Genomic DNA, 22,720 nt, shown 5'->3' with positions numbered 1-22,720 from the left:
CGCTCAGGCCCGGCCGCGGCGCCTGAGCACGATCGCGGCGCCGATCAGGGCGAGGCCGAGCACCACACCGGCCGGGGCGAGCGGCAGCGACGAGTCCTCCTCGACGTCCTTGGCGAACGTGCCGCCGCCGCCCGCGCGGGGCGCCTTGGTGGGCACGTCGCTGGGCAGCGGGTCCGGCCTGGTGACGCGCAGCGTGGCCCGACCGGTGTGGTTGGTGCCGTCGCACTTGACGTCCACCCGGTACGAGCCGCGAGCGACGGTGCCGGACACCTGAGCCTCGCCGCGCACCCACGGGGTGGCCGGCGCGGCGGTGGAGCCGGGCGAGGCCGACGAGGGCCGCGTGGGGTTGAGCGTGACGCCGGCGACGAACGCGCGGGACGTGGCGGTGCCGGTGTGGGCGGGTCCGCCGGAGGGGACGGGACAGTTGGCCAGGATCCACACCGTCGACGTCTCCCCAGCGGGGACCCGGTCGGGGTTGAGCCGCACGTTGATGGCCGCCCTGGTGGTGGTCGCCGCAGGGGCCGGCGTCGCGGTGGTGGTCGCCGTGGTGGTCGCGGTGGTGGTCGCCGTGGCGGTGGCGGTGGCCGTGCCCGAGGGTGACAGGGTGGGTGCGGAGTTGGCCTGCGCCGAGCAGCCCACCGCGCCGATCATGAGGACGGCTCCCGCGCATGCGACTCGTCCGACACTGAGCACCAGCGCACCCCACTTCGCCTGACTTCACCAAGCATCCGCCATGGTTGGGGATGCTTTCCCTCCTGATACCCAGAAAATCTGGGGGAATCCACAGCCAACGATCATGTTTTTGACTTTGGCGGGATACGTCCAGGGTGACAGCGTTGCCCGGCGAAGGTGGGGACTTTACTCTTCTTCGCGATCAGGCGGCGTGTCGGACCAGCGGCCCCCGACCCCGCGTACGGTCACCACGCGGGCGTCATCACCGGCCTCACGGTCGATGTGGATCTCCAGCCGGTCGTCTGACAGCCCTTCGACCAGGCCCTCGCCCCACTCGACGACGGTGACCGACTCCTCCAGGGAGGCGTCGAGGTCGAGGTCGTCCACCTCCAGGTCGCCGCCGAGCCGGTAGGCGTCGACGTGGACCAGCGGCGGTCCCTGCCGCAGTGACGGGTGCACCCGGGCGATGACGAACGTGGGCGAGGTGATCGGGCCGCGCACCTTCAGGCCCTCGGCGATGCCCTGCACCAGGGTGGTCTTGCCCGCGCCCAGGGCGCCGGACAGGACGACCAGGTCGCCGGGGCGCAGCCGGGCCGCCAGGCGGGTCCCGTACGCCCGCATGTCGTCGGCCGTGGGCAGCCGTTCGGCGGTCATCGTGCCTCCCCCATCACTCGCTTGACCAGGTCGCGCAGCGCGTCGTTGACCACGCCGGGACGCTCCAACTGGATCAGGTGGGAGGTGTCGGCCACCTCGGTGAGCTGCGCCTTGGGCAGCGCCGCGGCCATGGCCCTGCTGTGGTCGGGCGGGGTCAGCCAGTCCTTGTCACCCACCATGATCGCGGTGGGCACGGGGTCGAGGACGTGCAGCGCGGACAGCTTGTCGTGGTTCATCAGCGCCGGGTAGAAGTCGGCGACCACCTCGGTCGGCGTCGCCCTGATCATCGACTCGGCGAAGTCGACCAGCGTCGGGCTGACGTTCGCGGAGTCGCCGAAGCCCATGTAGCGGGTGATGAGGAAGGCGATGTCGCTGCCCGCGTGGCGGGTCCGGTCGACCAGCGCGCCCCTGCGGCCCAGCATGGAGACGGTCGTCGGGGCGAGCTTGTGGACGACCTTCGACACCAGCGCGGGCAGGCCCAGGGTGATCTCGGCGAGCCGGCCGGCCGAGGTGCCGATGAGGGCCACGCCCTTGATCCGGTCGCCGAACAGGTCGGGGCGGCGGTCGGCGAGCGCCATGATCGTCATGCCGCCCATGGAGTGGCCGACCAGCACGCACGGCCCCGGCACGAACGCCTCGATCACCTCGGCCAGGTCCTCGCCCAGCCGGTCGATCGTGCTGTCGCCGGCCCCGGCCCGCTGCGAGCGGCCGTGCGAACGCTGGTCCCACAGCAGCAGGCGGTGCTCCTCGCGCAGGTCCTTGCGCTGGAAGTGCCACGACTCCAGGCTGAGACAGTAGCCGTGGCAGAACACGACCGTCAGCGGCGCGTCGTCAGGACCGTCGAGCTCGACGTTCAGCTGCACGCCGTCGGAGGTGGTGAGCGTGCTGACCCTGCCGCGCAGCTCGCCGAACGGCTCGTCCGCGTCGGGGTCGGGGCGCAGCCTGATCCGGCCCACCGCGTATCGCTTGGCCAGCGCCGCCGCCGCCACGCCCGCCGACGCGGCGCCGACGATGGCGCCGGCGATGCCGAACCTGCGCCGGGTTGTCGTCGTCATGTCCGACCCTTCTCCGCTCATGGCCACGCCCGTTCCGCCACCGGGGGCCCTGCACGCGAACGCCTTCTACACGTGAACGCGCGGAACCCGCGAACCGATCCTGGTCACGATCTCATGCGTGATGGTGCCGAGGTTATCCGCCCACTCCTGAGCGGTGGGCTCACCCTCCCCGCCGGGGCCGAAGAGCACGACCTCGTCACCCGCCGCCAACGGGTCGTCACCCATGTCGATCATGAACTGGTCCATGCACACCCGCCCGGTGACCGGCCTGCGCCGCCCGCCTGCCAGCACCTCGACCCGCCCGGTCGCGTGGCGCAGGACGCCGTCGGCGTAGCCGATCGGGACCAGGCCGAGCGTGGTCTCGCGGTCGGTGACGTGCAGGTGGCCGTAGGAGACGCCCGAGCCGGCGGGCACCCGCTTGGCCAGCGCGATCCGCGCGGTGAGCGTCATCGCCTGCCGCAGCCCGAAGTCGCCCAGCTCGGGGACCGGGCTCAGGCCGTACATGGCGATGCCCGTGCGGACCATGTCGTAGTGGGCGCGCGGCAGCGTCATGACGGCGGCGGAGTTGGCCAGGTGCCTGATCACGTGGGAGCCGGCGACGCCTTCCTTCTCGGCCAGCCTGAGCGCCGCATCGAACGCGTCGAGCTGCGCGTCGATCGAGGGGTGGCCGGGGATGTCGGCGCAGGCGAAGTGGGACCAGAGCCCGACGACCTCGATCGCGCCCTCGGCCTGCAGCGCGGCGGCCCTGGCCAGCAGCGCGGGCCAGGCGGCGAGCGGCGCGCCGCCCCGGCTCATCCCGGTGTCGGCCTCCAGGTGCGTGCGCGCGGCGCGCCCGACGCGCCGGGCCGCCGCGGCGATCTCGTCGAGCAGCGGCACGTCCGCCGCCGACAGCTCGACGCCGGCCCGCAGCGCGTCGTCGATCGGCTCCCCGGGGCCGATGATCCACGACAGCACCGGCGCCGTGACGCCGCCCTCGCGCAGGGCCAGCGCCTCCCTGATGTAGGCGGTGCCGAGCCGGGTCGCGCCGCCGTCGAGGACGGCCTTGGAGGCGGGCACCAGGCCGTGGCCGTAGGCGTCGGCCTTGACCGCGCCCATCACCTCGGCGCCGCCGGCCCGTTGCCTGAGCAGCGCCACGTTGTGCCTGATCGCGGCGAGCTCGACCCGCGCGGTCGCGGGCGTCGCCATCCGGGAGTCCATCTCCTCATTTTGGCAGGTGGCCCGGCCCGCCGAGCCGGATTCGCGCTCAGCGTTCGTCGTGCACGCGCCGGATGGCCTCCGGGACGGCCGCCGCCACGTCGCCCGCGGCCAGCGGCGCCCCCTCGGCGGCGATCCGGCCGGCCAGGCCGTGCAGGTGCGCGGCGCAGGACGCGGCGTCGTAGCAGTCGAGCCCCTGGGCGAGCAGCGCCCCGGCGACCCCGGCCAGCACGTCGCCGGTGCCGCCGGTGGCCAGCCACGAGGTGCCGGTGGTGTTGACCCGCACCGGCCGGTCGGCAGCCGCGACCAGTGTGGTCGAGCCCTTGAGCAGGACGGTCACGCCCAGTTCGGCGGCCGCCGAGCGGGCGTGCTCCAGCCGGGCCGCCTCGATCTCGTCGCGGGCGGCCCCGGTGAGCCGCGACAGCTCGCCCGCGTGCGGGGTCACCAGGACGGGCGCGGCGCGGCGCAGCAGCGACCAGTCGCGGGAGAGCAGGGTGAGCGCGTCGGCGTCGACCAGGACGGGCACGTCGCTCGCCAGCACCGATGCGGCCAGCTCGCGGGCCCACTCGCCCGTGCCGAGGCCGGGGCCGAGCACCCACGCCTGGACCCGGCCGACCGCGTCGACCGAGGGCCGCGCCAGCTCGGTGACGACGGCTTCCGGCCAGTGGGAGCGGACCTCGGTGACGGGCGCGTGCTGCCCGGCGTAGCGGACCATGCCGGCACCGGCCCGCAGCGCGCCGCCCACGGCGAGCACGGCGGCGCCCGTGTAGAGGTCGCTGCCTGCGGCGACGCCGACGACGCCCCTGCGGTACTTGTCGGACTCGTTGGCCGGTCGCGGCAGCAGGTCCGCCACGTCGGCATCGGTCAGCGCGGCCACGTCGGGGTCCGGCAGGTGGGGGCCGAGCCCGATGTCGACCAGCTCGACCGTGCCGGCGCGGGCTGCGCCGGGATCGACGAGCAGACCGGTCTTGGCCGCGCCCATGGTGACGGTGATCTGCGCCTCGACGGCCGCGCCGGCGACCCGGCCGCTGGTCGCGTCCACGCCGCTCGGCACGTCCACCGCGACGGTGAGCGCCGGGGCGGCGTTGGCCGCGCGGGCCAGCTCCGCGTACGGCTCGCGCAGCGCGCCGGTCGCGCCGATGCCGACGAGCCCGTCGACCACCAGGTCGGCCCGCTCGACGGCGGTGGCGGCCGCGCCCTCCGCGATCCGCCCGCCGGCCAGCAGGTAGGCCTCCAGCCCGCGCTCGTGGGCGCTGGACCCGGCGAGCACGGCCGCCACCCGCGCTCCCCGTCTGGCCAGCAGGGCCCCGGCGTACAGGGCGTCGCCGCCGTTGTCGCCGCCGCCGACGAGCAGCACCACGCGGCTGCCGTACACCCTGCCCAGGGCGGCGGCGCAGACGGCGGCGAGTCCGGCGGCGGCGCGCAGCATCAGCGTGCCCTCGGGCAGTCGCGCCATCAGCGCGTGCTCGGCGGCGCGGATCTGGTCGGCGGTGTAGGCGGTGCGCATGGGTCCGAAGCTATCCCTCCGCGATCACGTAGGCCACGGCGACGCCCCCGTCGTGGCTGAGAGTCAGGTGCCAGCGCTTGACCCCCAGCTCGTAGGCCACCTCGGCGGCCCTGCCGGTGAGGTGCAGCTCGGGGCGGCCGCTCTCCCTGCGGCGCACCTCGGCCTCCAGGTGGGTGACCCCTCTGGGGCCGCCCAGGGCCTTGGCCACCGCCTCCTTGGCGGCGAACCTGGCGGCCAGCGAGTGCGCGGGCAGGTCGCGCTCGCCCTCGGTGAACAGCCTGGTGCGCAGGCCCGGGGTGCGCCGCAGCGCCTCCTCCAGCCGCCGGATGTCGACCACGTCCACCCCGATGCCCAGGATCATCCCCCCAGGCTAACGGCGGGCGGTCAGAACGCGCCGCGCTGCCACGGCCCCCAGATGGCGAACGACGTGCCGCGCGTGGACTGGACGTTCACGTAGAGGGTGTGGCCGCCGGGCCCGAAGGTGGTGCCGGCGAACTCGGCGCCCGGGTCGCCCTGGACGGGCGCCAGCCGGCAGAAGTCGAAGAGCTCGCCGCGCCGGGTGAGGCCGCGCAGGTGGTTGGCGCCGTCGCCGTCCTCGCACAGCACGAGCGTGCCGCGCGGGCTGACCGTCACGTTGTCGGGCAGGTCGAGCACCGCCGAGCGGGGCGACTCGTAGACCAGCCTGAGCCGGCCGCTCCACGTCTCGTACGCCCACACCTGGCCCCGGCCGTCGCCGAAGCCGCCGGGCGACGGGCCGCCGGGTGAGGCGGCGCCGCCCTGGGTGGAGACGAAGTAGACGGTGCCCTGGTGGTGGACCGCGCCTTCCAGCCGCGCGAAGATCGCGGCGCCGGCGGCCCGGCCCTGCCGGCCGACGGCCTGGACGGCCTCGTCGTTGGCCGGCCGGCCGGTGAAGCGGGGATCGGGGTCGTCGATGTCCACCCAGGTCGTGCGGTACGCGGCGCCGGGTCGCTGCCCGGCGGACAGGTCCTCGCGGGGCGAGCCCTCGACGGCGAGCATCTGCAGGCGGCCCCCGTCGAGGAGGCGGCCGGCCTCCCGGGGGTGCCGGGGCGGCAGGTACCGGTAGAAGCCGGACGGGAACTTGTAGCAGTCCTCGGTGAGGTAGAGCGCGCCCGAGGCCGGGTCGAAGGCGGCCGACTCGTGCGCGAACCGGCCGGCGGCCCTGATGGGCCTGGCCGTGGCGGTGCCGCGCACGGGCACCTCGAAGACATAGCCGTGCCGGCGGGTGAGCCTGGAGTTGTCGCCGCCGGTGGAGTCGTCGCCCACGTCGGGCCCGTTGACGGTCTCCTCGCACGACACCCAGGCGTTCCACGGCATGGGGCCGCCTGAGCAGTTGAGCATGGTGCCGGTGAGCGACGGCCTGCTGTCGAGCACCTCGCCGTACCTGGTGACCCGGAGCGTCGCCGTGCCGCCGCCGGCCATCTCGTCGTAGGCGCGGTCCTTGGCGCCGAACGCGCCGACGGGGCCGTTGACCTCGTGGTTGCGCACCAGGAAGACGGTGTCCTTCGGTCCGGGGAAGGCGGCCATGCCGTCGTGCCGCCCCGGCACGGGCGAGCCGTCGGTGAAGGTGTCGCCGACGGCGCTGAAGGAACGGTAGGAGAAGCCGTCGGGCAGGTGCAGCCTGACCTCGCCGTCGCGCAGGTCGCGTGCCGGGCGGGGCGGCCCGTAGCCGGGCACCGGCTTGGCCCCGCCTTGGCGGCCGGCGCAGGCGACGCCCGCGAAGGGGCCGGCGATGCCGGCGACGGCGGTGGTGACGAGGAAGCGACGACGGTCCACGGAGCCCTCCTCACCCGACAGTAGCCGCCGGCGGAACGAGGACGGCGGCCCTTTCCCCGAACTGAGTGTCGGTAATCCCCCACTTCTGTCCACAGCCTGTGGACAACCCGCCCCACCCGGCCGGTGGCGGTTCGCCCGCCGTCGCTACGCTGCCTAGGTGAACAACGGCTACGTGGAACTGAGCAGGGAGCAGTGGAGCGATCTCCGCAAGAACACGCCCTTGACTCTCACCGCAGACGAGCTGGAAGAGTTGCGCGGCGTCGACGATCCCATCGATCTCGTCGAGGTCACCGACATCTACCTCCCCCTGACGAGGCTGCTGAACCTGCACTACACCGGGTCCAAGCAGCGCAGCAGCGTGTTGAGCGCCTTCCTCGGGCACGAGGAGCGGCGCGTGCCGTACGTCCTGGGCATCGCGGGCAGCGTCGCGGTCGGCAAGTCGACCACGGCCCGGCTGCTGCACACCCTGCTCGCCCGCTGGCCCGAGCATCCGCACGTGGAGCTGATCACCACCGACAGCTTCCTCTACCCGAACGAGGTGCTGGAGGCCAAGGGCATCATGCACCGCAAGGGCTTCCCGGAGAGCTATGACCGGCGGGCGCTGGTCAGGTTCGTGGCCGAGGTGAAGGCCGGGACGGCGGAGGTGCGGGCGCCGGTCTACAGCCATCTGGAGTACGACATCGTCCCGGGCGCCCACCAGACCGTGAGCAGTCCGGACATTCTGATCATGGAAGGGCTCAACGTCCTCCAGCCGGCCCCGCCCACCTCCCTCGCGGTCAACGACTACTTCGACTTCTCCATCTACGTCGACGCCAAGGTCGAGGACATCCGCACCTGGTACGTCGAGCGCTTTCACAAGCTGCGCCGCACCGCCTTCGAGGACCCCAAGTCCTACTTCCGTCACATCGCCGAGCTGTCGCACGAGGAGGCGACGGACTTCGCGGTGAACGTCTGGCGCGACATCAACGAGCGCAACCTCGTCGAGAACATCGCCCCGACCCGGGGACGCGCCGACCTGGTGCTCAAGAAGGGCGCCGACCACTCCGTCCGCCGCGTGCGCCTGCGCCGCACCTGATCGGCCACAATGACCCGGTGCTCCATCTTCGCGTGATCAGCCCGGCCGCCCGCACCCACGAGGTGAGGGCGGTGCTGGCGGAGTGTCCGGGGGCCACGAACGTCGTCGTGTTCCCCGGCGTCGCCGTCACCCCCGAGGGCGACCTGGTCCAGGCGGACCTGGCCCGCGAGTCGGCCAACGAGGTGATCGGCAAGCTCTCCTGGCTGCACGGGGAGGGCTCGATCGCGCTGGAGCAGATCGACCTCGCCCTGTCGAAGGTCGCCGAGGAGGCCGTCGAGGACGCTCCGGGCGACCCCGACGACGCGGTCGTCTGGGAGCAGCTCGCCCAGCGGGTCTCGGCCGAGTCGCGCATCACCTGGGCGTTCCTGGCGTTCCTGACCATCGCCACGCTGCTGGCCGGCATCGGCGTGGTGCTCAACTCCATCGTGCTGCTCGTCGGCGCGATGGTGCTCGGGCCGGAGTTCGGCGCCGTCGCGGCCATCTGCTTCGGGCTGCTGCGCGGGCGGTGGCTGCTGGTCGTGGGCGCCCTCCGCACGCTGGTCGTGGGCTTCGTCATCGCCGTCGCGGTGACGTTCGCCTGCGCGCTCGCGGCCTCCTGGCTGGGCTGGATCGGCCCGGCCCACCTCCAGGTGAACGAGGAGATGCAGTTCATCGTCAAGCCGGACCGGTGGTCGTTCATCGTGGCGATGCTCGCCGGCGTGGCCGGGGTCCTGTCGATCACCGGCGGCAAGTCGTCGGCCCTGATCGGCGTCTTCATCTCGGTGACCACGGTGCCCGCCGCCGGATACGTGGGGGTGGCGCTGGCGCTGCGCGAGTGGGCCGAGGTGGCCGGCTCGGTGGCGCAGCTCGCGCTGAACATCGCCGGCATGCTCGTCGCGGGCACCGCCACGCTCGCCGTCCAGCGCCGATTCTGGCCTCAAGTAGGACGCGGCTCATCCGTGTGACCGATGCGGTGGCCCGAACCCGCGGGTAGGGTCCCGATCATGCACATCCTCGACACCGAGGGGCTGACCAGACGCTTCCCGACCGTCACGGCGCTCGACGGGCTCACGGTCACCGCCGGGCCCGGCGTGACGGGCCTGGTGGGGGCCAACGGGGCGGGCAAGTCGACGCTCATCAAGATCCTGCTCGGCCTGCTCCCGCCCACCTCGGGCAGCGCGCGGGTGCTCGGCCTCGACGTCACGGCGAAGGGCGCGCAGATCCGCGGGCTCGTCGGCTACATGCCCGAGCACGAGTGCCTGCCGCCCGACGTCTCGGCCACCGAACTGGTCGTCCACCTCGCCCGCATGTCCGGGCTGCCGCGCACGGCCGCCCGCGAGCGGGCCGCCGACGTGCTGCGCCACGTCGGGCTGGCCGAGGAGCGCTACCGCGCCGTCGGCGGCTACTCCACCGGCATGAAGCAGCGGGTGAAGCTGGCCCAGGCCCTGGTGCACGACCCCAAACTGATCTTCCTGGACGAGCCGACCAACGGGCTCGACCCCCGCGGGCGCGACGAGATGCTCACCCTGATCCGGCGCATCGGCACCGAGTTCGGCATCAGCGTGCTCGTCACCTCCCATCTGCTCGGCGAGCTGGAACGCATCTGCGACCACGTGATCGTCATCGACGGCGGGCGGCTGCTGCGCTCGTCCGCGATCGCCGAGTTCACCCAGACCACCCAGAGCGTCACCGTCGAGGTGGACGAGGGCACCGGAGCACTGGCCGAGCGGCTGACGCAGCTCGGTCACGGCGTCACCCCGCACGGGCGGATGCTGCTGGTCCGGGTCAGCGGCCCCGAGACGCTGGACGCCATCCGCGACGCCGCCGCCGACCTCGACCTCTGCCTCATCCGGCTGGAGCGGGGCCGGCAGCGCATCGAGGACGTCTTCAAGGACGAGGCCGCGCATGTCTGAGATCTACGACATCGGCTACCGCCACTACGACGGCCCGCGCCTGGGCCGGTGGCACGCCACGGGCGCGCTCACGGTCCACACCCTGCGCGGGGTCTTCGGTCTCGGCCGCACCGTCCGCGGCAAGATCGTGCCGTTCAGCCTGGCCGCCATCATGTTGCTGCCCGCCGTCGTGTCGATCGCGATGCTGGCCATGCTCGGCCAGCGGGGCCTGACCTACAGCTCCTTCGCGGTGGTCATGCAGGCGGTGGTGGCCATCTTCCTGGCCGCGCAGGCGCCCACCGCGGTGGCGCCCGACCTGCGCTTCCGGGTGCTGCCGCTCTACCTGTCGCGGCCCGTCACGATCACGCAGTACGTCACCGCGAAGGTCGTGGCGATGACCGCGGCGCTGTTCGCGCTGGTCGCCGTGCCGCTGACCCTCATGTACGTGGGTGAGCTGCTCGTCGACCTCGACGGGCCGCCGGCCACCAAGGAATACCTGGGCGCCATGGCGACCGGGCTGCTGCTCGCGCTGCTGCTGTCGTCGTTCGGCCTGGCGCTCGCCTCGTTCACGCCTCGGCGCGGGCTGGGCGTGGCCTCGGTGATCACCGTCTACCTGCTGTCGTCGGCCTCGGTCCCGATCGGCTACGCCATGCTCGAATCCTCCGGCAACGACGACGCCGCCCGGTGGGCCTGGCTGCTCAACCCGTTCTGGCTGGTCGACGCGGTGCAGGCATGGCTGTTCGGCACCGTGCCCAACGCCGACGGCGACGGCTACCCCGCCGGGCCGATCTCCGGTGTCCTCGTCGTCGTGCTCATCGCCGCCGCGCTCGCGGCCCTCGCGCTCCGCTACCGGAAGGCGGCCTCACGATGAAGATCGTGCTCTCCCAGGCCTCCCGGTGGTACGGCAACGTCGTCGCGGTCAACGACGTGACCATGACCATCGGGCCCGGCGTCACCGGGCTGCTCGGCCCCAACGGGGCGGGCAAGTCGACGCTCCTGCACATGATGGCCGGCTTCCTCGCCCCGTCGGGCGGGACGGTCGCCCTGGACGGCACTCCCGTCTGGAAGAACCACCACATCTACCGAAATATCGGCCTTGTCCCTGAGCGGGAGGGTGTGTACGGCTTCCTGACCGGCTGGCAGTTCGTCCTGTCGGCCGCCAGGCTCCAGGGGCTGCCCGACCCCGTCGAGGCCGCCCGCAAGGCGCTGGCCACCGTCGAGATGGAGGAACCCAAGGACCGCCGCGTCGAGACGTACTCCAAGGGCATGCGCCAGCGGGTGAAGGTCGCCGCCGCGCTCGTCCACGACCCGGCGGTGCTGCTGCTCGACGAGCCGTTCAACGGCATGGACCCGCGCCAGCGGATGCATCTCATGGACCTCATCAAGACGATGGGCGCCGGGGGCAAGACGATCCTGTTCAGCTCCCACATCCTCGAAGAGGTCGAGCGGGTCGCCCAGCACATCGAAGTCCTCGTCGCCGGCCGGCACGCCGCCTCGGGCGACTTCCGGGAGATCCGCCGGCTGATGACCGACCGGCCGCACCTGTTCAGGATCCGCTCCAGCGACGACCGCAAGCTGGCCGCCACACTGATGCTCGACAGCTCCGCCGGCGGCGTCACCCTCCGGCCCGACGGGCTGGAGGTCCAGGCCGTCGAGTTCCGCCGGTTCGCCCGGCTGCTGCCCCAGGTCGCCCGCGCCGAGGGCATCCGCCTGCACGAGATCTCGCCCGCCGACGAAGACCTGGAAAGCGTGTTCTCGTACCTGATCAACCGGAGCGCCTGACATGAACACCGTCGTAGCCGGTATCACCTACCGGGCGCTGCTCGGGCGGCGGCGGATCGTGCTGCTGCTCCTGCTGCCCCTCGGCCTGCTCGGCCTGGCCGTACTGCTGCGCCTGACCGGCAACGCCGACCAGCGCTACGCCACGCTGCTGATGGAGAACTTCGCCCTGGGCACGATGCTGCCCCTGCTCGGCCTCATCGTCGGCACCGGCGTGATCGCCCCGGAGATCGACGACGGCACCATCATCCACCTGATGGCCAAGCCGATCTCCCGCCCGGTCATCGCACAGACCAAGTTCCTCGTGGCGGCGTCGCTGCTGGTGGTGTTCGCCGCGCTGCCGACCTACCTCGCGGTCTGGCTGCTGGTACGCAACGAGGACGGCATGGCCGCCGGGTTCGCCGTCGGGTCGCTGGTCGCGGGCATCGCCTACGCGGCGGTGTTCCTGCTGCTCGGCGTCGTCACCCGGCACGCGGTGACGATCGGCGTCGTGTACGCCCTGGTCTGGGAGAGCCTCGTCGGCAACTTCGTCCCCGGCGCCCGCAAGTTCTCGATCCAGCAGTGGGGGCGCACGGTCGCCGACCAGCTCTCCACCTCGGTCTACCTCAAGGCCGAGATCGCGCTCGGCTTCGCCGTCCCCGCCCTGGTCATCGCCACCGTGGTGGCCGTCGTCTGGGCCGGCCTGCGGCTGCGCGCGTTCTCCCTCACGGGCGACGAATAGCCCGGACAACGCGAAACCGGGTACGGCGCGCGGATCGCATGCCGTACCCGGTCGGAAGGCGTCAGACGCAGACGGCCCGCACCACGCCGGCGAGGTGCTCGGCCACCTTGGTGGCCTGGTCCTCCGAGGAGGCCTCGACCATGACGCGGATCATCGGCTCCGTGCCGCTCGGCCGGATCAGCACCCGTCCCGTGTCGCCCAGCTCCGTCTCGGCCTCGGCCACCGCCGACGCCAGCGCGGCCGACCTGGCCTTGCCCTTGTCGACCTCGGTGACGTTGATGAGCACCTGCGGCAGCGGCGTCATGACGGCGGCCAGCTCGCGCAGCGACCTGCCCGAGGAGGCCACGACCGCCAGCAGGTGCAGCGAGGTCAGCAGCCCGTCGCCGGTGGTGGCGTGGTCGAGCATGATGACATGACCCGACTGCTCACCGCCCAGGTTGTAGCCGTCGGCCTTCATCCGCTCCAGCACGTAGCGGTCGCCCACCGCGGTCTCCACCACGTGGATGCCCGCCTCGCGCATGGCCAGCTTGAAACCCAGGTTGGACATCACGGTCGCGACCACGGTGTCCTTGGCCAGCTCGCCCCCGGCATGCATGGCGACGGCCAGGATCGCCATGATCTGGTCGCCGTCGACCACCGCGCCGGTGTGGTCCACCGCCAGGCAGCGGTCGGCGTCACCGTCGTAGGCGATGCCGACGTCGGCCCCGCGCGAGATGACGACCTGCCGCAGCTTGTCGAGATGGGTGGAGCCGTGGCCGGCGTTGATGTTCAGCCCGTCGGGCCTGGCTCCGATCGCCTCGACCGAGGCCCCGGCCCGCAGCAGCGCCTCGGGCGCCACCATGTGCGCGGCCCCGTGGGCGCAGTCGACGACGACGTTGAGCCCGTCGAGCCCGCCGCGCGCCGTGGACAGCACATGGGTGATGTAGCGATCGGCCTCACCGTAGGCGTCGCGCACCCGGCCCACGGCCGAGCCGACGGGGAAGCTCCAGCCCTCGCCCAGCCGCCGCTCGATCTCGTCCTCGACCGCGTCGGACAGCTTGAAGCCGCCGCGGGCCACGAACTTGATCCCGTTGTCGGGCGCCGGGTTGTGCGAGGCCGACAGCATGACGCCGAGGTCGGCGCCGAGCGCGGCGGTGAGGTGGGCGACGGCCGGGGTGGGCAGCACACCGAGGCGCAGCACATCCACTCCGGACGACGCGAGGCCGGCGACCACGGCGGCCTCGAGAAACTCTCCCGAGGCACGCGGGTCCCGGCCCACGACCGCTATCGGACGGCGTCCGGTAGCGGCGAACGCGCCTGCATCGCCGAGGACGTGAGCCGCCGAGACCGCGAGGTCCATGGCGAGCTCGGCCGTGAGGTCGCGTCCCGCGACCCCACGTACCCCGTCGGTGCCGAAAAGACGCGCCAACTCAGCGCTTGCTGTACTGCGGAGCCTTACGGGCCTTCTTCAGGCCGTACTTCTTCCGCTCCGTGGCGCGGGCGTCACGGGTGAGGAAGCCGGCCTTCTTCAGCGGCGGGCGGTTGGCCTCGACGTCCAGGATCGCCAGCGCGCGGGACAGGCCCATGCGCAGCGCGCCGGCCTGGCCGGTCACGCCGCCGCCGTCGATGCGCGCGATGACGTCGAACGCCTCCTCGGCGCCGAGCACCACGAAGGGCTCGTTGACGATCTGCTGGTGAACCTTGTTGGGGAAGTACACGTCCAGCGAACGACCGTTGATCGTCCACTTGCCGGTGCCGGGGACGATGCGCACGCGGGCGATCGCCTCCTTACGGCGGCCGGTTCCGTACGAGTTGCCCGTGGTGACGGGCTTGCGCACAGGGGCGTCAGCGCTGGCAGCGGATTCGGTGGTGTACTCGGAAGGGAACTCCTCGCCGGAGAAGTCCTCCACCTCGGCCTCGACGGCCGTCTCGACACCGGTGGGCTCAGCCACGGTTCTCCTCTAAATCTTTCGAACTACTACTGGGCGATCTGGGTGATCTCGAACGGCACCGGCTGCTGAGCCTGGTGCGGGTGCTCGGCACCCGCGTAGACCTTCAGCTTCTTGGCCATCTTCCGGCCGAGGGAGTTCTTGGGCAGCATGCCCTTGACGGCCTTCTCGACGGCCTTCTCCGGCCGCTTCTCCATGAGCTCGCCGTAGCTCACGGAGCGCAGACCGCCCGGGTAGCCCGAGTGGCGGTAGGCCTTCTTCTGCTCAAGCTTGTTGCCACTGAGCGAGACCTTGCCCGCGTTGATCACGATGACGAAGTCACCGGTGTCGACGTGCGGGGCGAAGATCGGCTTGTGCTTGCCGCGGAGCAGGGTCGCGACGTGGCTGGCCAGCCGGCCCAGCACGACATCGGTCGCATCGATGACGTACCACTGACGCTGGACGTCGGCGGGCTTCGGTGAGTACGTGCGCACGGTCGTAGCCTTCTTTTGCTCGCGTCTTCGGCGCGCTGCCGGATGCGGCAGCGCTGGGGTCGGTCGGTGCGGGCACACGACGGCCCGGACCTTCCGTCTCCGCACAAGATGGGAGATGACGCCGGACGCGCCGCGCATCGGTCACGCTGGACCTATGCACACAACGAACGATGAGGCTACCCGCCCTCGCGGGCGCAGGTCAAAAGACCGGTAACCTTCAGCGATTCTACCCGACACAGAACGGTTCTATTTCGGTTCCCGGCGATCCCTTCTTCACCAGGACCCGACATCTCTATCGTTGACAGCGGTATGCGGCAGACCTCTCACACCCGGCACACCCAGCGGAGCGCCCGGCGCCGGAGTCACCTGGGTGTCGTGGTCTGCCTCATGGCGGCCCTGTTCTTCACCGGCGTGCTCCTCGGCCGGCTGAGCGACGACGCCGCCCCGGCCGGGCACATCTATCTCAACGAGACCGCGCCGCCCGCCGCCGCCAAGGCCACCACGCCGGCGCCCAGTAAGGCGCAGCCGCACGTGGGCCGGATCGAGCGCGAGGAGACGACCGAGGCGGCCCGCGGCCAGTCGTCCAGGAACAGGGCCGCCAGGCCGTCGGCGTCGCCGACGAACGAGGTGCGCGGCTTCACCGTCGACGACCCCGCCCGGGTGCTCGGCGGCGAGGAGATCCAGTCCGCGCCGGGCATGGCGTCCAGGGTCGTCTCGCTCACCAACGCCGCCCGCGCCAGGAAGGGCTGCCGGCCGCTGCGCGTCGACGCCGGACTGACCCGGTCCGCCCGTGCCCACTCGCTGGAGATGGCGAGGAGCGGCCGCTTCGCGCACGACTCCCCCGACGGCTCGTCACCGTGGGAGCGGATGGAGCGGGCCGGCTACCGGGCCGGCGCCGCCGAGAACATCGGCCGCGGCTACACCAGCCCCGAGGAGGCGGTCGACGGGTGGCTGGCCAGCCCCGCCCACCGCCAGAACATCCTCAACTGCAGGATCAGGGCCATCGGCGTCGGCGTGGCCGACGGTCCGGGCGGGCCGTGGTGGACGCAGGACTTCGGATACTCCTGAGGCGTCGCGGTAATGTCACCGCATGGCTTTCCCCGATGACCGCGAAGACGACACGGAGAGCGCGCCGCGCCGCTTCCTGAGGAAGAAGCGTGGCGACGACACCGGCGGCGCCGCTCCGCGTTCGCGCAAGGGTCGCAAGGAGGCCGCCGACACGGGTGACACGTTCGGGATGACCGACCCCTTCGGCGAGGGGCCGCCGGGTTCCTTCGGCGGCCCGGCCGCTCCCGGCCCCTTCGGCGCGGGAGGCGGCGACACGGACTTCTTCGGCGCCCCGTCCCCCCGCGACCCCTTCGACACCACCGCCTCCCGCTCCGGACCTGCCGGCGCCCACGGCCCCGGCGGCCCCGGCGGCCCCGGCTCCGGTTCCGCCGGGCCGGGACGCGGCGCGGGCGGACCCGGCACGGGCGGACCGGGCGCTGGTCGACCGGGTGCGGCGGGTCCGGGCGGGCCCGGGCCCACGCGGCATGAGTCCTTCGCGCCCGGCGGCCCCCAGCGCGACCCGTTCGACGGCGGAGCCCCCGGATCGGGCCCGGCTCCCCGCGGGTTCTTCGACGCCGCCGGCCCCGGCTCGGGACCCGGCCCCCGCGATCCCTTCGGCGCCGGGCCATCGGGCCCCGACGCCGGACCAGGAGCGGGGCCCGACCCGCGCAACCCGTTCGGCACCGGCGCCGCCTTCGACACCGGCGCACCGGGCGCCGACCCCCGAGGCCCCGGCACCCAGGGCCCCGGCACCCGAGGCTCCGACAGCGGGGGCCGCGGCACGCGCGGACGCGACCCGTTCGACGCCGACGCCCCCGGTTCCAGCTCCACCGACTCCGGCACGCGCGGACGCGACCCGTTCGACACCGCCGCCCCCGGCCCCTCCCGTCCCGGCTCACGCAGGCGGGCCCCGTTCGGCAGCGGATCCGACAAGCCAGGGACGCCCGGCGCCGAGGAGACGGTCTCCCCGGGCACCGGAGCGGCCGACGGCAAGAAGGCCGCCGACACGGCCAGGAACACGCAGCGCCGCGAGACGTGGAGCCCCTACGCGGAGGGTCCGCGCTCCCGCGGGCCGCTCTGGTTCGTCCTCGGCGGCGTCGCGGTGCTCGGACTGCTGGTGGGCGGCCTCGTCCTGATGTTCCGGGCGGGCGAGGACGACACGACGGCCGCTCAGACGACCCGCCGCACCTCGGCCCCGCTCCCGTCGGGCCCGCCCGGCAAGTACGCCTACGCGGGCAGCCGCAAGACGGACCCCGAGCCGCTCACGGTCAAGGAGCTCTTCCCGGCCAAGAAGCTCACCGTCTCCGGACGCTCGTACCAGATGACGATCACCAGCAAGCTGAAGAAGTGCGCCGACGGCGCCATGGGCGCCAAGATGCAGAAGGCGCTCAAGGACGGCAAGTGCACCCAGCTCATCCGCGCCAGTTTCCGCGACAAGGCCGGCAAGGTGATCGGCACGGTCGGCGTGGCCAACCTCAGCACCAGCAAGGCCGCCACCAAGGTCGCCTCCGTCGGCAGCGAGACCAACTACGTCAAGCCGCTGCCGGGCAAGGACGAGGTCACCAAGCTCGTCGGATCGGGCAGCGGCGGCGCCAACGTCTGGATGCACGGCCACTACGCGGTCATGATCTGGTTCCAGAACAAGGACGGCAGCAAGCCCGACAAGAAGTCCCAGAAGGCGATCACGGGTGCCGTCAAGGACATCACCGGCGCGACGGTCTTCAAGGCGCTGGACGCTCGTTCGATGACAGGCTTCCCGGCAAGCTGAATTCCCCCTTCCGGCCAGAAAAGGTGACAATCCACGCGTTCTGTTCAACCAGGAACGTCCATACCGCCATGACGATCTCGCGTCTCTCGCTAGGCTCCCCCTATGCGTGGCCAGGAACCCGGGTCTGAGCACGATCATGGGCAAGCCGACGGCTCGGCAGCGGCGACGCCACCGCCGAGCTTCGGCCGCCCGTCCGAGCACCACGCCCCGGCACCGCGGGACGCCCCACCGGACGTGACGTCCCCCGACCACCCGTCGTACCCGCAAGGGGACACGACGTCCCCCCGCCTGCCGTTCCCGCAGCCGGAGGCCCCCTTCCCCCAGGGCGACGCCACCTCGCCCCGCGTCCCCCCGCCGCACGGGGACGCGCTCTCGCCCCACACGGTCGCCCCGCCGCACGAGGACGCGCGGTCGCCCCACGCGGTCGCCCCGCGCGTCCCCGCCCCGCAGCCGGACGAGACCTCCCCGCACGTGCCTTTCCCCCCGCCGGTCGGGCCAGGCACCCCGTACGCGCCGCTCCCGCCCTCGAACGCGACGCCCCACCACGACGCGCCCGCCTCGCCAGACCTCACGGCTCCCGCCGGCCCTCCGAGAGGGCCCGCGCCGGTCCCCGCCCCGCCCCCGCCCGCCGGCCGGCCGCCCGCCGCCTCCCAGGGCCGGCCGCCGCACGCTCCGCCGAGCGGCCTCCCCGCTCCGCCTCCCCGCCCGGCGGACGACGCCGGCCTGCCGGCCGGCCCCCGCTCGGCGCCCACCGGCCCTCCCGTGAGCGACCGGCCATCCGCCCCCTCCGCCACGGCCGCGCACCCCTGGGAAGTGCCCGCGACCGACGCCGCACCGTACGACTGGTACGCCGACGACAAGCCCGGCGGGCAGCCGTCCACCGGCCACGAGCCCGGTGCCCCACGCTGGGAGCCGCCGCCCGCGTTCACCGCCGCCGCGGCCGGCATGCAGGTATGGCCCGCCCCCGTCTCCGGCACGCCGGCCATGCCCCCATGGCCCGCCGCGACCGGCGAGCCCGTGCCGGGCCTGGACGCGGACGAGACCTCGCCCACCGGCCCCCGCCCGCACCAGGCCGTCCCGTACGCACCCGGCGCGAACCCGATGCCGGCCACGCGCCCCGCCGAGCCCGGCGACGTCCCGGTCTGGCCCGCCACCCACCCGGCCGCCTCCCCCTCGGCTCAGCCCGACGCCACACCGGCTTCCGCCCCCGGACCCGGCGCCGAGCCACCCACCCCGGACACGAAACCGGCCGCCGACCAGGCCACCCACCAGGCCACCGACCACGCCGCCGACCAGGCCACCCACCAGGCCGCCGACCAGGCAGCCGATCAGGCCGCCGACGCGGGCACCCCCGCGACGGCCGATCCGGCCGCCCCGCCACCCGCCCCGCCCCCCGTCGCCCGGCCGGGCACCCCGGCGACGGCCCTGCCGCCCCCGCCGCAGACCGAGGAGCAACGCCAGGAGGAGCAACTTCCCGAGCTGCCCTTCACCCGCGACATCTGGGGCAAACCCGCCGCGCCGCCGCCCAGCGGCCGCCCCCTCCAGCACCCGCCGACGACGTTCCCGCTGCCCAAGCCCCCGCCGGGCGCCCCGGGCCACCCGGACGGCCCGTTCAAGCAGCCCAGCCCCGCCGCGCCCGCCGCGGAGCAGCCCGGCAAGAGCAAGCGGGCGCTGCTCGCGACCGTGGGAGTCCTGGTCCTGGCGGGCGTCGCCACCGGCGGCTTCTTCGCCTACCGCTCGCTGAGCGCGCCTGAGCCGCGCACCACGGCGGCCACCACCGCGACGACGCCTCCCCCCGCGTCCCCGCCCGCCACCGAGGCGTCGCCGTCGGCCTCCCCCGAGCCCCCCGCCGGGGCCGCGCTCGACTCCGACAGGACCGACCCGAAGAAGATGTCGCTGTCGGAGGCGTTCCCGCGCAAGAAGGTGGAGGCGGCGGGCGCCGAGTTCGCCCGGGTCAAGACGCACAACGAGGCGACCTGCAGGGAGGCGGCGTCCGGCCCGTTCGCCGAGGCGCTGCGCGACGGGAAGTGCAGCCGGGTGCTGCGCGCGACGTACGTCGACGCCAAGCGACGTTACGCCGTGACGACCGGCATCGCGGTCTTCCCCACGAAGGAGGCCGCGCTGCGGGCCGACAAGGCCAAGAACCTGGGCCGCAACGTGTGGTTCCGCCCGCTCCCCGGCCCGGCGGGCAGCGGCGGCGAGCGGGTGCACATCGCGGGCGGTTACGCGGCCGGCGTGGTCTGGGGCCGCTACATCGTCTTCAGCTACGCGACCTACGCCGACGGCCACACGCCGGGCGCCAAGGACAAGACGCTGGGGAAGGTGAGCGACGCGTTCCGCGACGAGATGTCACTCGTCCTGGAGCGGCGCATCTCCGACGGCTGACGCGGTGCGCACCCGGCGCGTCGCGGCGGCGCGCGCCGCCAGCTCCTCCGCCGGCGGGTAGCCGACCTCCTCCAGGCACAGCCCGTGCGCGGGCGCCACGTGCACGCCCGAGTCGCGTACGGCCCGGGTCAGCACCTGCGCGGGCCACTCCACCGGCCGCCGCCCGTCGCCCACGGCCAGCAACGCACCGACCAGGGCCCGCACCATGGAGTGGCAGAACGCGTCCGCCACCACCGTGGCCACCAGCACGCCGTCCGCGTCCCGCGCCCACCGGAGCCGCTGCAGCTCCCGGATCGTGGTGGCCCCCTCGCGCTTCTTGCAGAACGCCGCGAAGTCGTGCTCGCCGAGCAGCCGAGCGGCCGCCGCGTTCATCGCGTCCAGCGCCAACGGCCGGTTGTGCCAGACGACCTCGCGGCGGCGCAGCGGGTCTCCGCCGCCGGGCGCGTCACTCACCCGGTACGCGTACCGGCGGAACAGCGCCGAGAACCGCGCGTCGAAGCCCTCAGAAGCCACGCACACCCGATGAACCCGTACATCCGGTTCGAGGACCCCGCCCAGCCGCCGCACGAGCGTGGCGAGCCTCTCATCCACGCCCACGGCCGGCCCCGCCCCCGGCTCGTCGTCCGGCTGCGCCGTACGGGCGGAGCGCCGGTCGAGCTCGGCCAGGGCGGCCCCCGGCAGGTCCACGTGGGCGACCTGCCCGCGGGCGTGCACCCCGGCGTCGGTGCGCCCGGCCACGGTCAGCGCCGGCGGCTCGGCCAGCCGCAGGATCCGTCCGAGCGCCTGCTCGATCTCACCCTGGACGGTACGCCGCCCGGGCTGCCGGGCCCAGCCGGAGAAGTCGGTGCCGTCGTACCCGAGGTCGAGGCGGAGCCGTACCACGAACTTCCTCCACACGATGCGCGACACCGGCCCGCCACTCGGCGGGGCCGGAAACGAGAAACGGGCCCGGCACCCCGTGCGGGGAACCGGACCCGGTGCAGACTGCCCGAAGGATCAGGCCTCGTCCTTCTTCGCCTCGTCCTTGGACTCGGACTTGGACTCGGACTCGGCGGCGGGAGCCTCGGCGGACTCGTCGGCCTTGGCGGCCGGAGCCTCGTCGGCGGCCGGAGCCTCGGTCTCGGCGGGAGCCGCGCTCTCCTCGGCCTTCGCCGGAGCGGCGGCCGGGGCGTCGGTGCGCGAGACGCGGACCGTGTTCAGCGGCTCGGACACCAGCTCGATGACGGCCATGGGGGCGTTGTCGCCCTTACGCGGCCCCACCTTGGTGATGCGGGTGTAGCCGCCGGGACGCTCGGCGAACGTCGTCGCGATCTCGGTGAAGAGGTGGTGGACGACGCCCTTGTCCTTGACAACCGTGAGCACCTGGCGACGGTTGTGGATGTCGCCCTTCTTCGCCTTGGTGATCAGACGCTCCGCCAGCGGGCGGAGGCGCTTGGCCTTGGCAACCGTGGTGCGGATCTTGCCGTGGCGGAACAGGTCCGTGGCGAGGTTCGCCAGGATCAGCCGCTCGTGAGCCGGGCTGCCGCCAAGACGTGCGCCCTTGGTGGGCTTGGGCATGGGAGTTCTCCTTGTGAGTTAACCCGCCCCGGCCGTGCCAGGTACCGGAGTCGGGCCGGACCGCCGTCGCTGCCGCGGTCCGTTACTGTCGTCCGCGCCGTGCGGCACGGGGAGAGGTGAGGGCCACGAGGGCCCTCACCGGGTTCAGTACTGCTCGGTCTCGACGTACGCGCTGTCGTCGTCGTCGTACCCGGCGCCGGCCACCGCGCTCGGGTCGAACCCGGGCGGGGAGTCCTTGAGCGCCAGCGACATCTCGTGCAGCTTCTGCTTGACCTCTTCGATGGACTTCGCGCCGAAGTTGCGGATGTCCAGCAGGTCCTGCTCGCTGCGGGCGACGAGCTCACCCACGGTGTGGATGCCCTCGCGCTTGAGGCAGTTGTAGGAGCGGACCGTGAGGTTGAGCTCCTCGATCGGCAGGGCCAGGTCGGCGGCCAGGGCGGCGTCGGTCGGCGACGGGCCGATGTCGATGCCCTCGGCCTCGACGTTGAGCTCACGGGCCAGGCCGAACAGCTCGACGAGCGTCTTGCCGGCGGAGGCCACCGCGTCGCGGGGCTTCATGGCCGCCTTGGTCTCGACGTCGAGGATCAGGCGGTCGAAGTCGGTGCGCTGCTCGACTCGGGTCGCCTCGACCTTGTAGGTGACCTTGAGCACCGGGGAGTAGATGGAGTCGATCGGGATGCGACCGATCTCCTGACCCGGCTGCTTGTTCTGGGCGGCGGAGACGTAGCCGCGACCGCGCTCGACGGTCAGCTCCATCTCCAGCTTGGCCTTGCTGTTGAGCGTGGCGATGCGCAGCTCGGGGTTGTGCACCTCGACACCGGCGGGCGGCGCGATGTCGGCGGCGGTGACCTCACCCGGGCCCTGCTTGCGCAGGTACATCACGACCGGCTCGTCGTGCTCGGAGGAGACGACCAGCTCCTTGAGGTTGAGGATGATGTCGGTGACGTCTTCCTTGACCCCGGGAACGGTCGAGAACTCGTGCAGCACGCCCTCGATGCGGATGCTCGTCACGGCCGCGCCCGGAATGGACGACAGCAGCGTGCGGCGCAGCGAGTTGCCGATGGTGTAGCCGAAGCCCGGCTCCAGCGGCTCGATGACGAACCGGGACCGGGTCTCGTCGATCGACTCTTCGAGAAGAGTCGGGCGCTGAGCGATCAGCATGCGGGTCTCCCCTGTTCGTGTGACGCCCGCTATATGACGTCACTCCGATGTACAAGCCTAGATGGCGTACGGCGAACCG

The 22,720-nt window shown here is 73.0% G+C and carries 22 protein-coding genes; 9 read left to right on the top strand and 13 right to left on the bottom strand.

The window, feature by feature from the left end:
- Positions 1-3 precede the first annotated feature (3 nt).
- The 7 genes from ACGF0J_RS00410 to ACGF0J_RS00380 all read right to left on the bottom strand — a co-directional run bounded on the left by ACGF0J_RS00410 (position 4) and on the right by ACGF0J_RS00380 (position 6,876).
- Positions 4-651, bottom strand: coding sequence for a hypothetical protein (locus ACGF0J_RS00410; RefSeq protein ID WP_393140746.1), 648 nt, complete (start codon positions 649-651; stop codon positions 4-6).
- Between the two features lie 207 nt (positions 652-858).
- Positions 859-1,326: a tRNA (adenosine(37)-N6)-threonylcarbamoyltransferase complex ATPase subunit type 1 TsaE gene (gene tsaE, locus ACGF0J_RS00405; protein WP_393140744.1), complete on the bottom strand. Its 468-nt coding sequence runs from the start codon at positions 1,324-1,326 to the stop codon at positions 859-861.
- Complete coding sequence (locus ACGF0J_RS00400; protein ID WP_393140741.1) at positions 1,323-2,381, bottom strand: alpha/beta fold hydrolase; 1,059 nt, start codon at positions 2,379-2,381, stop codon at positions 1,323-1,325. The genes tsaE and ACGF0J_RS00400 overlap by 4 nt, the downstream gene beginning before the upstream one ends.
- A gap of 66 nt (positions 2,382-2,447) precedes the next feature.
- Positions 2,448-3,566 carry an alanine racemase gene (gene alr, locus ACGF0J_RS00395; protein ID WP_393141817.1) on the bottom strand — a complete coding sequence of 373 codons (1,119 nt, stop codon included), beginning with the start codon at positions 3,564-3,566 and terminating at the stop codon, positions 2,448-2,450.
- A gap of 58 nt (positions 3,567-3,624) precedes the next feature.
- Complete coding sequence (locus tag ACGF0J_RS00390; RefSeq protein WP_393140739.1) at positions 3,625-5,082, bottom strand: NAD(P)H-hydrate dehydratase; 1,458 nt, start codon at positions 5,080-5,082, stop codon at positions 3,625-3,627.
- A 10-nt stretch (positions 5,083-5,092) separates the two neighbouring features.
- Entirely contained in the window at positions 5,093-5,443 is a 351-nt protein-coding gene (locus ACGF0J_RS00385) for a holo-ACP synthase (RefSeq protein ID WP_393140737.1), read from the bottom strand.
- A 23-nt stretch (positions 5,444-5,466) separates the two neighbouring features.
- The gene (locus ACGF0J_RS00380) at positions 5,467-6,876 is read right to left on the bottom strand and encodes a PhoX family protein (protein WP_393140735.1); all 1,410 of its coding nucleotides are present in this window, start codon (positions 6,874-6,876) and stop codon (positions 5,467-5,469) included.
- A 172-nt stretch (positions 6,877-7,048) separates the two neighbouring features.
- Between ACGF0J_RS00380 and coaA the strand changes: the two genes are divergently transcribed.
- Genes coaA through ACGF0J_RS00350 form a run of 6 tightly spaced genes read left to right on the top strand, consistent with a single transcriptional unit; the run spans position 7,049 to position 12,322 of the window.
- Positions 7,049-7,951 carry a type I pantothenate kinase gene (gene coaA / locus ACGF0J_RS00375; RefSeq protein ID WP_393141816.1) on the top strand — a complete coding sequence of 301 codons (903 nt, stop codon included), beginning with the start codon at positions 7,049-7,051 and terminating at the stop codon, positions 7,949-7,951.
- Between the two features lie 17 nt (positions 7,952-7,968).
- A complete protein-coding gene (locus tag ACGF0J_RS00370) occupies positions 7,969-8,895 on the top strand; it encodes a DUF389 domain-containing protein (protein ID WP_393140733.1) in 927 nt (308 codons plus the stop codon).
- Between the two features lie 39 nt (positions 8,896-8,934).
- Positions 8,935-9,843 carry an ABC transporter ATP-binding protein gene (locus tag ACGF0J_RS00365; protein WP_393140730.1) on the top strand — a complete coding sequence of 303 codons (909 nt, stop codon included), beginning with the start codon at positions 8,935-8,937 and terminating at the stop codon, positions 9,841-9,843.
- Complete coding sequence (locus ACGF0J_RS00360) at positions 9,836-10,693, top strand: ABC transporter permease (RefSeq protein ID WP_393140728.1); 858 nt, start codon at positions 9,836-9,838, stop codon at positions 10,691-10,693. The genes ACGF0J_RS00365 and ACGF0J_RS00360 overlap by 8 nt, the downstream gene beginning before the upstream one ends.
- A complete protein-coding gene (locus ACGF0J_RS00355) occupies positions 10,690-11,604 on the top strand; it encodes an ABC transporter ATP-binding protein (protein ID WP_393140726.1) in 915 nt (304 codons plus the stop codon). Before ACGF0J_RS00360 ends, ACGF0J_RS00355 begins: the two co-directional genes overlap by 4 nt.
- A 1-nt stretch (position 11,605) precedes the next feature.
- Positions 11,606-12,322 carry an ABC transporter permease gene (locus ACGF0J_RS00350; protein ID WP_393140724.1) on the top strand — a complete coding sequence of 239 codons (717 nt, stop codon included), beginning with the start codon at positions 11,606-11,608 and terminating at the stop codon, positions 12,320-12,322.
- Between the two features lie 61 nt (positions 12,323-12,383).
- Here the strand turns inward: ACGF0J_RS00350 and glmM are convergent, their stop codons facing one another.
- Genes glmM through rplM form a run of 3 tightly spaced genes read right to left on the bottom strand, consistent with a single transcriptional unit; the run spans position 12,384 to position 14,723 of the window.
- Complete coding sequence (glmM, locus tag ACGF0J_RS00345) at positions 12,384-13,730, bottom strand: phosphoglucosamine mutase (protein ID WP_393140722.1); 1,347 nt, start codon at positions 13,728-13,730, stop codon at positions 12,384-12,386.
- A 1-nt stretch (position 13,731) separates the two neighbouring features.
- Complete coding sequence (gene rpsI / locus ACGF0J_RS00340; RefSeq protein WP_393140720.1) at positions 13,732-14,253, bottom strand: 30S ribosomal protein S9; 522 nt, start codon at positions 14,251-14,253, stop codon at positions 13,732-13,734.
- A gap of 26 nt (positions 14,254-14,279) precedes the next feature.
- On the bottom strand, positions 14,280-14,723 hold the full coding sequence (gene rplM / locus ACGF0J_RS00335; RefSeq protein ID WP_393140717.1) for a 50S ribosomal protein L13: 444 nt from the start codon (positions 14,721-14,723) through the stop codon (positions 14,280-14,282).
- A gap of 309 nt (positions 14,724-15,032) precedes the next feature.
- On the opposite strand from rplM, the gene ACGF0J_RS00330 reads away from it, so the two are divergent.
- From ACGF0J_RS00330 to ACGF0J_RS00320, 3 genes are all read left to right on the top strand, one after another.
- Positions 15,033-15,791 carry a CAP domain-containing protein gene (locus ACGF0J_RS00330; RefSeq protein WP_393140715.1) on the top strand — a complete coding sequence of 253 codons (759 nt, stop codon included), beginning with the start codon at positions 15,033-15,035 and terminating at the stop codon, positions 15,789-15,791.
- A gap of 22 nt (positions 15,792-15,813) precedes the next feature.
- On the top strand, positions 15,814-17,538 hold the full coding sequence (locus ACGF0J_RS00325; protein ID WP_393140713.1) for a hypothetical protein: 1,725 nt from the start codon (positions 15,814-15,816) through the stop codon (positions 17,536-17,538).
- 762 nt (positions 17,539-18,300) lie between these two features.
- Positions 18,301-19,923, top strand: coding sequence for a hypothetical protein (locus tag ACGF0J_RS00320; protein WP_393140711.1), 1,623 nt, complete (start codon positions 18,301-18,303; stop codon positions 19,921-19,923).
- On the opposite strand, the gene truA is transcribed toward ACGF0J_RS00320, so the two are convergent.
- The 3 genes from truA to ACGF0J_RS00305 form a co-directional block, all read right to left on the bottom strand.
- Complete coding sequence (truA, locus tag ACGF0J_RS00315; RefSeq protein WP_393141815.1) at positions 19,888-20,805, bottom strand: tRNA pseudouridine(38-40) synthase TruA; 918 nt, start codon at positions 20,803-20,805, stop codon at positions 19,888-19,890. The two genes, ACGF0J_RS00320 and truA, sit on opposite strands and share 36 nt — an antisense overlap.
- Positions 20,806-20,919: 114 nt before the next feature.
- On the bottom strand, positions 20,920-21,480 hold the full coding sequence (rplQ, locus tag ACGF0J_RS00310; RefSeq protein WP_393140709.1) for a 50S ribosomal protein L17: 561 nt from the start codon (positions 21,478-21,480) through the stop codon (positions 20,920-20,922).
- A gap of 144 nt (positions 21,481-21,624) precedes the next feature.
- Complete coding sequence (locus tag ACGF0J_RS00305; protein WP_101783560.1) at positions 21,625-22,641, bottom strand: DNA-directed RNA polymerase subunit alpha; 1,017 nt, start codon at positions 22,639-22,641, stop codon at positions 21,625-21,627.
- Positions 22,642-22,720 lie beyond the last annotated feature (79 nt).

The organism is Nonomuraea sp. NPDC047897, assembly GCF_043204415.1.
Lineage (GTDB): Bacteria > Actinomycetota > Actinomycetes > Streptosporangiales > Streptosporangiaceae > Nonomuraea.
This window is presented reverse-complemented; position numbering and strand designations above follow the sequence as displayed.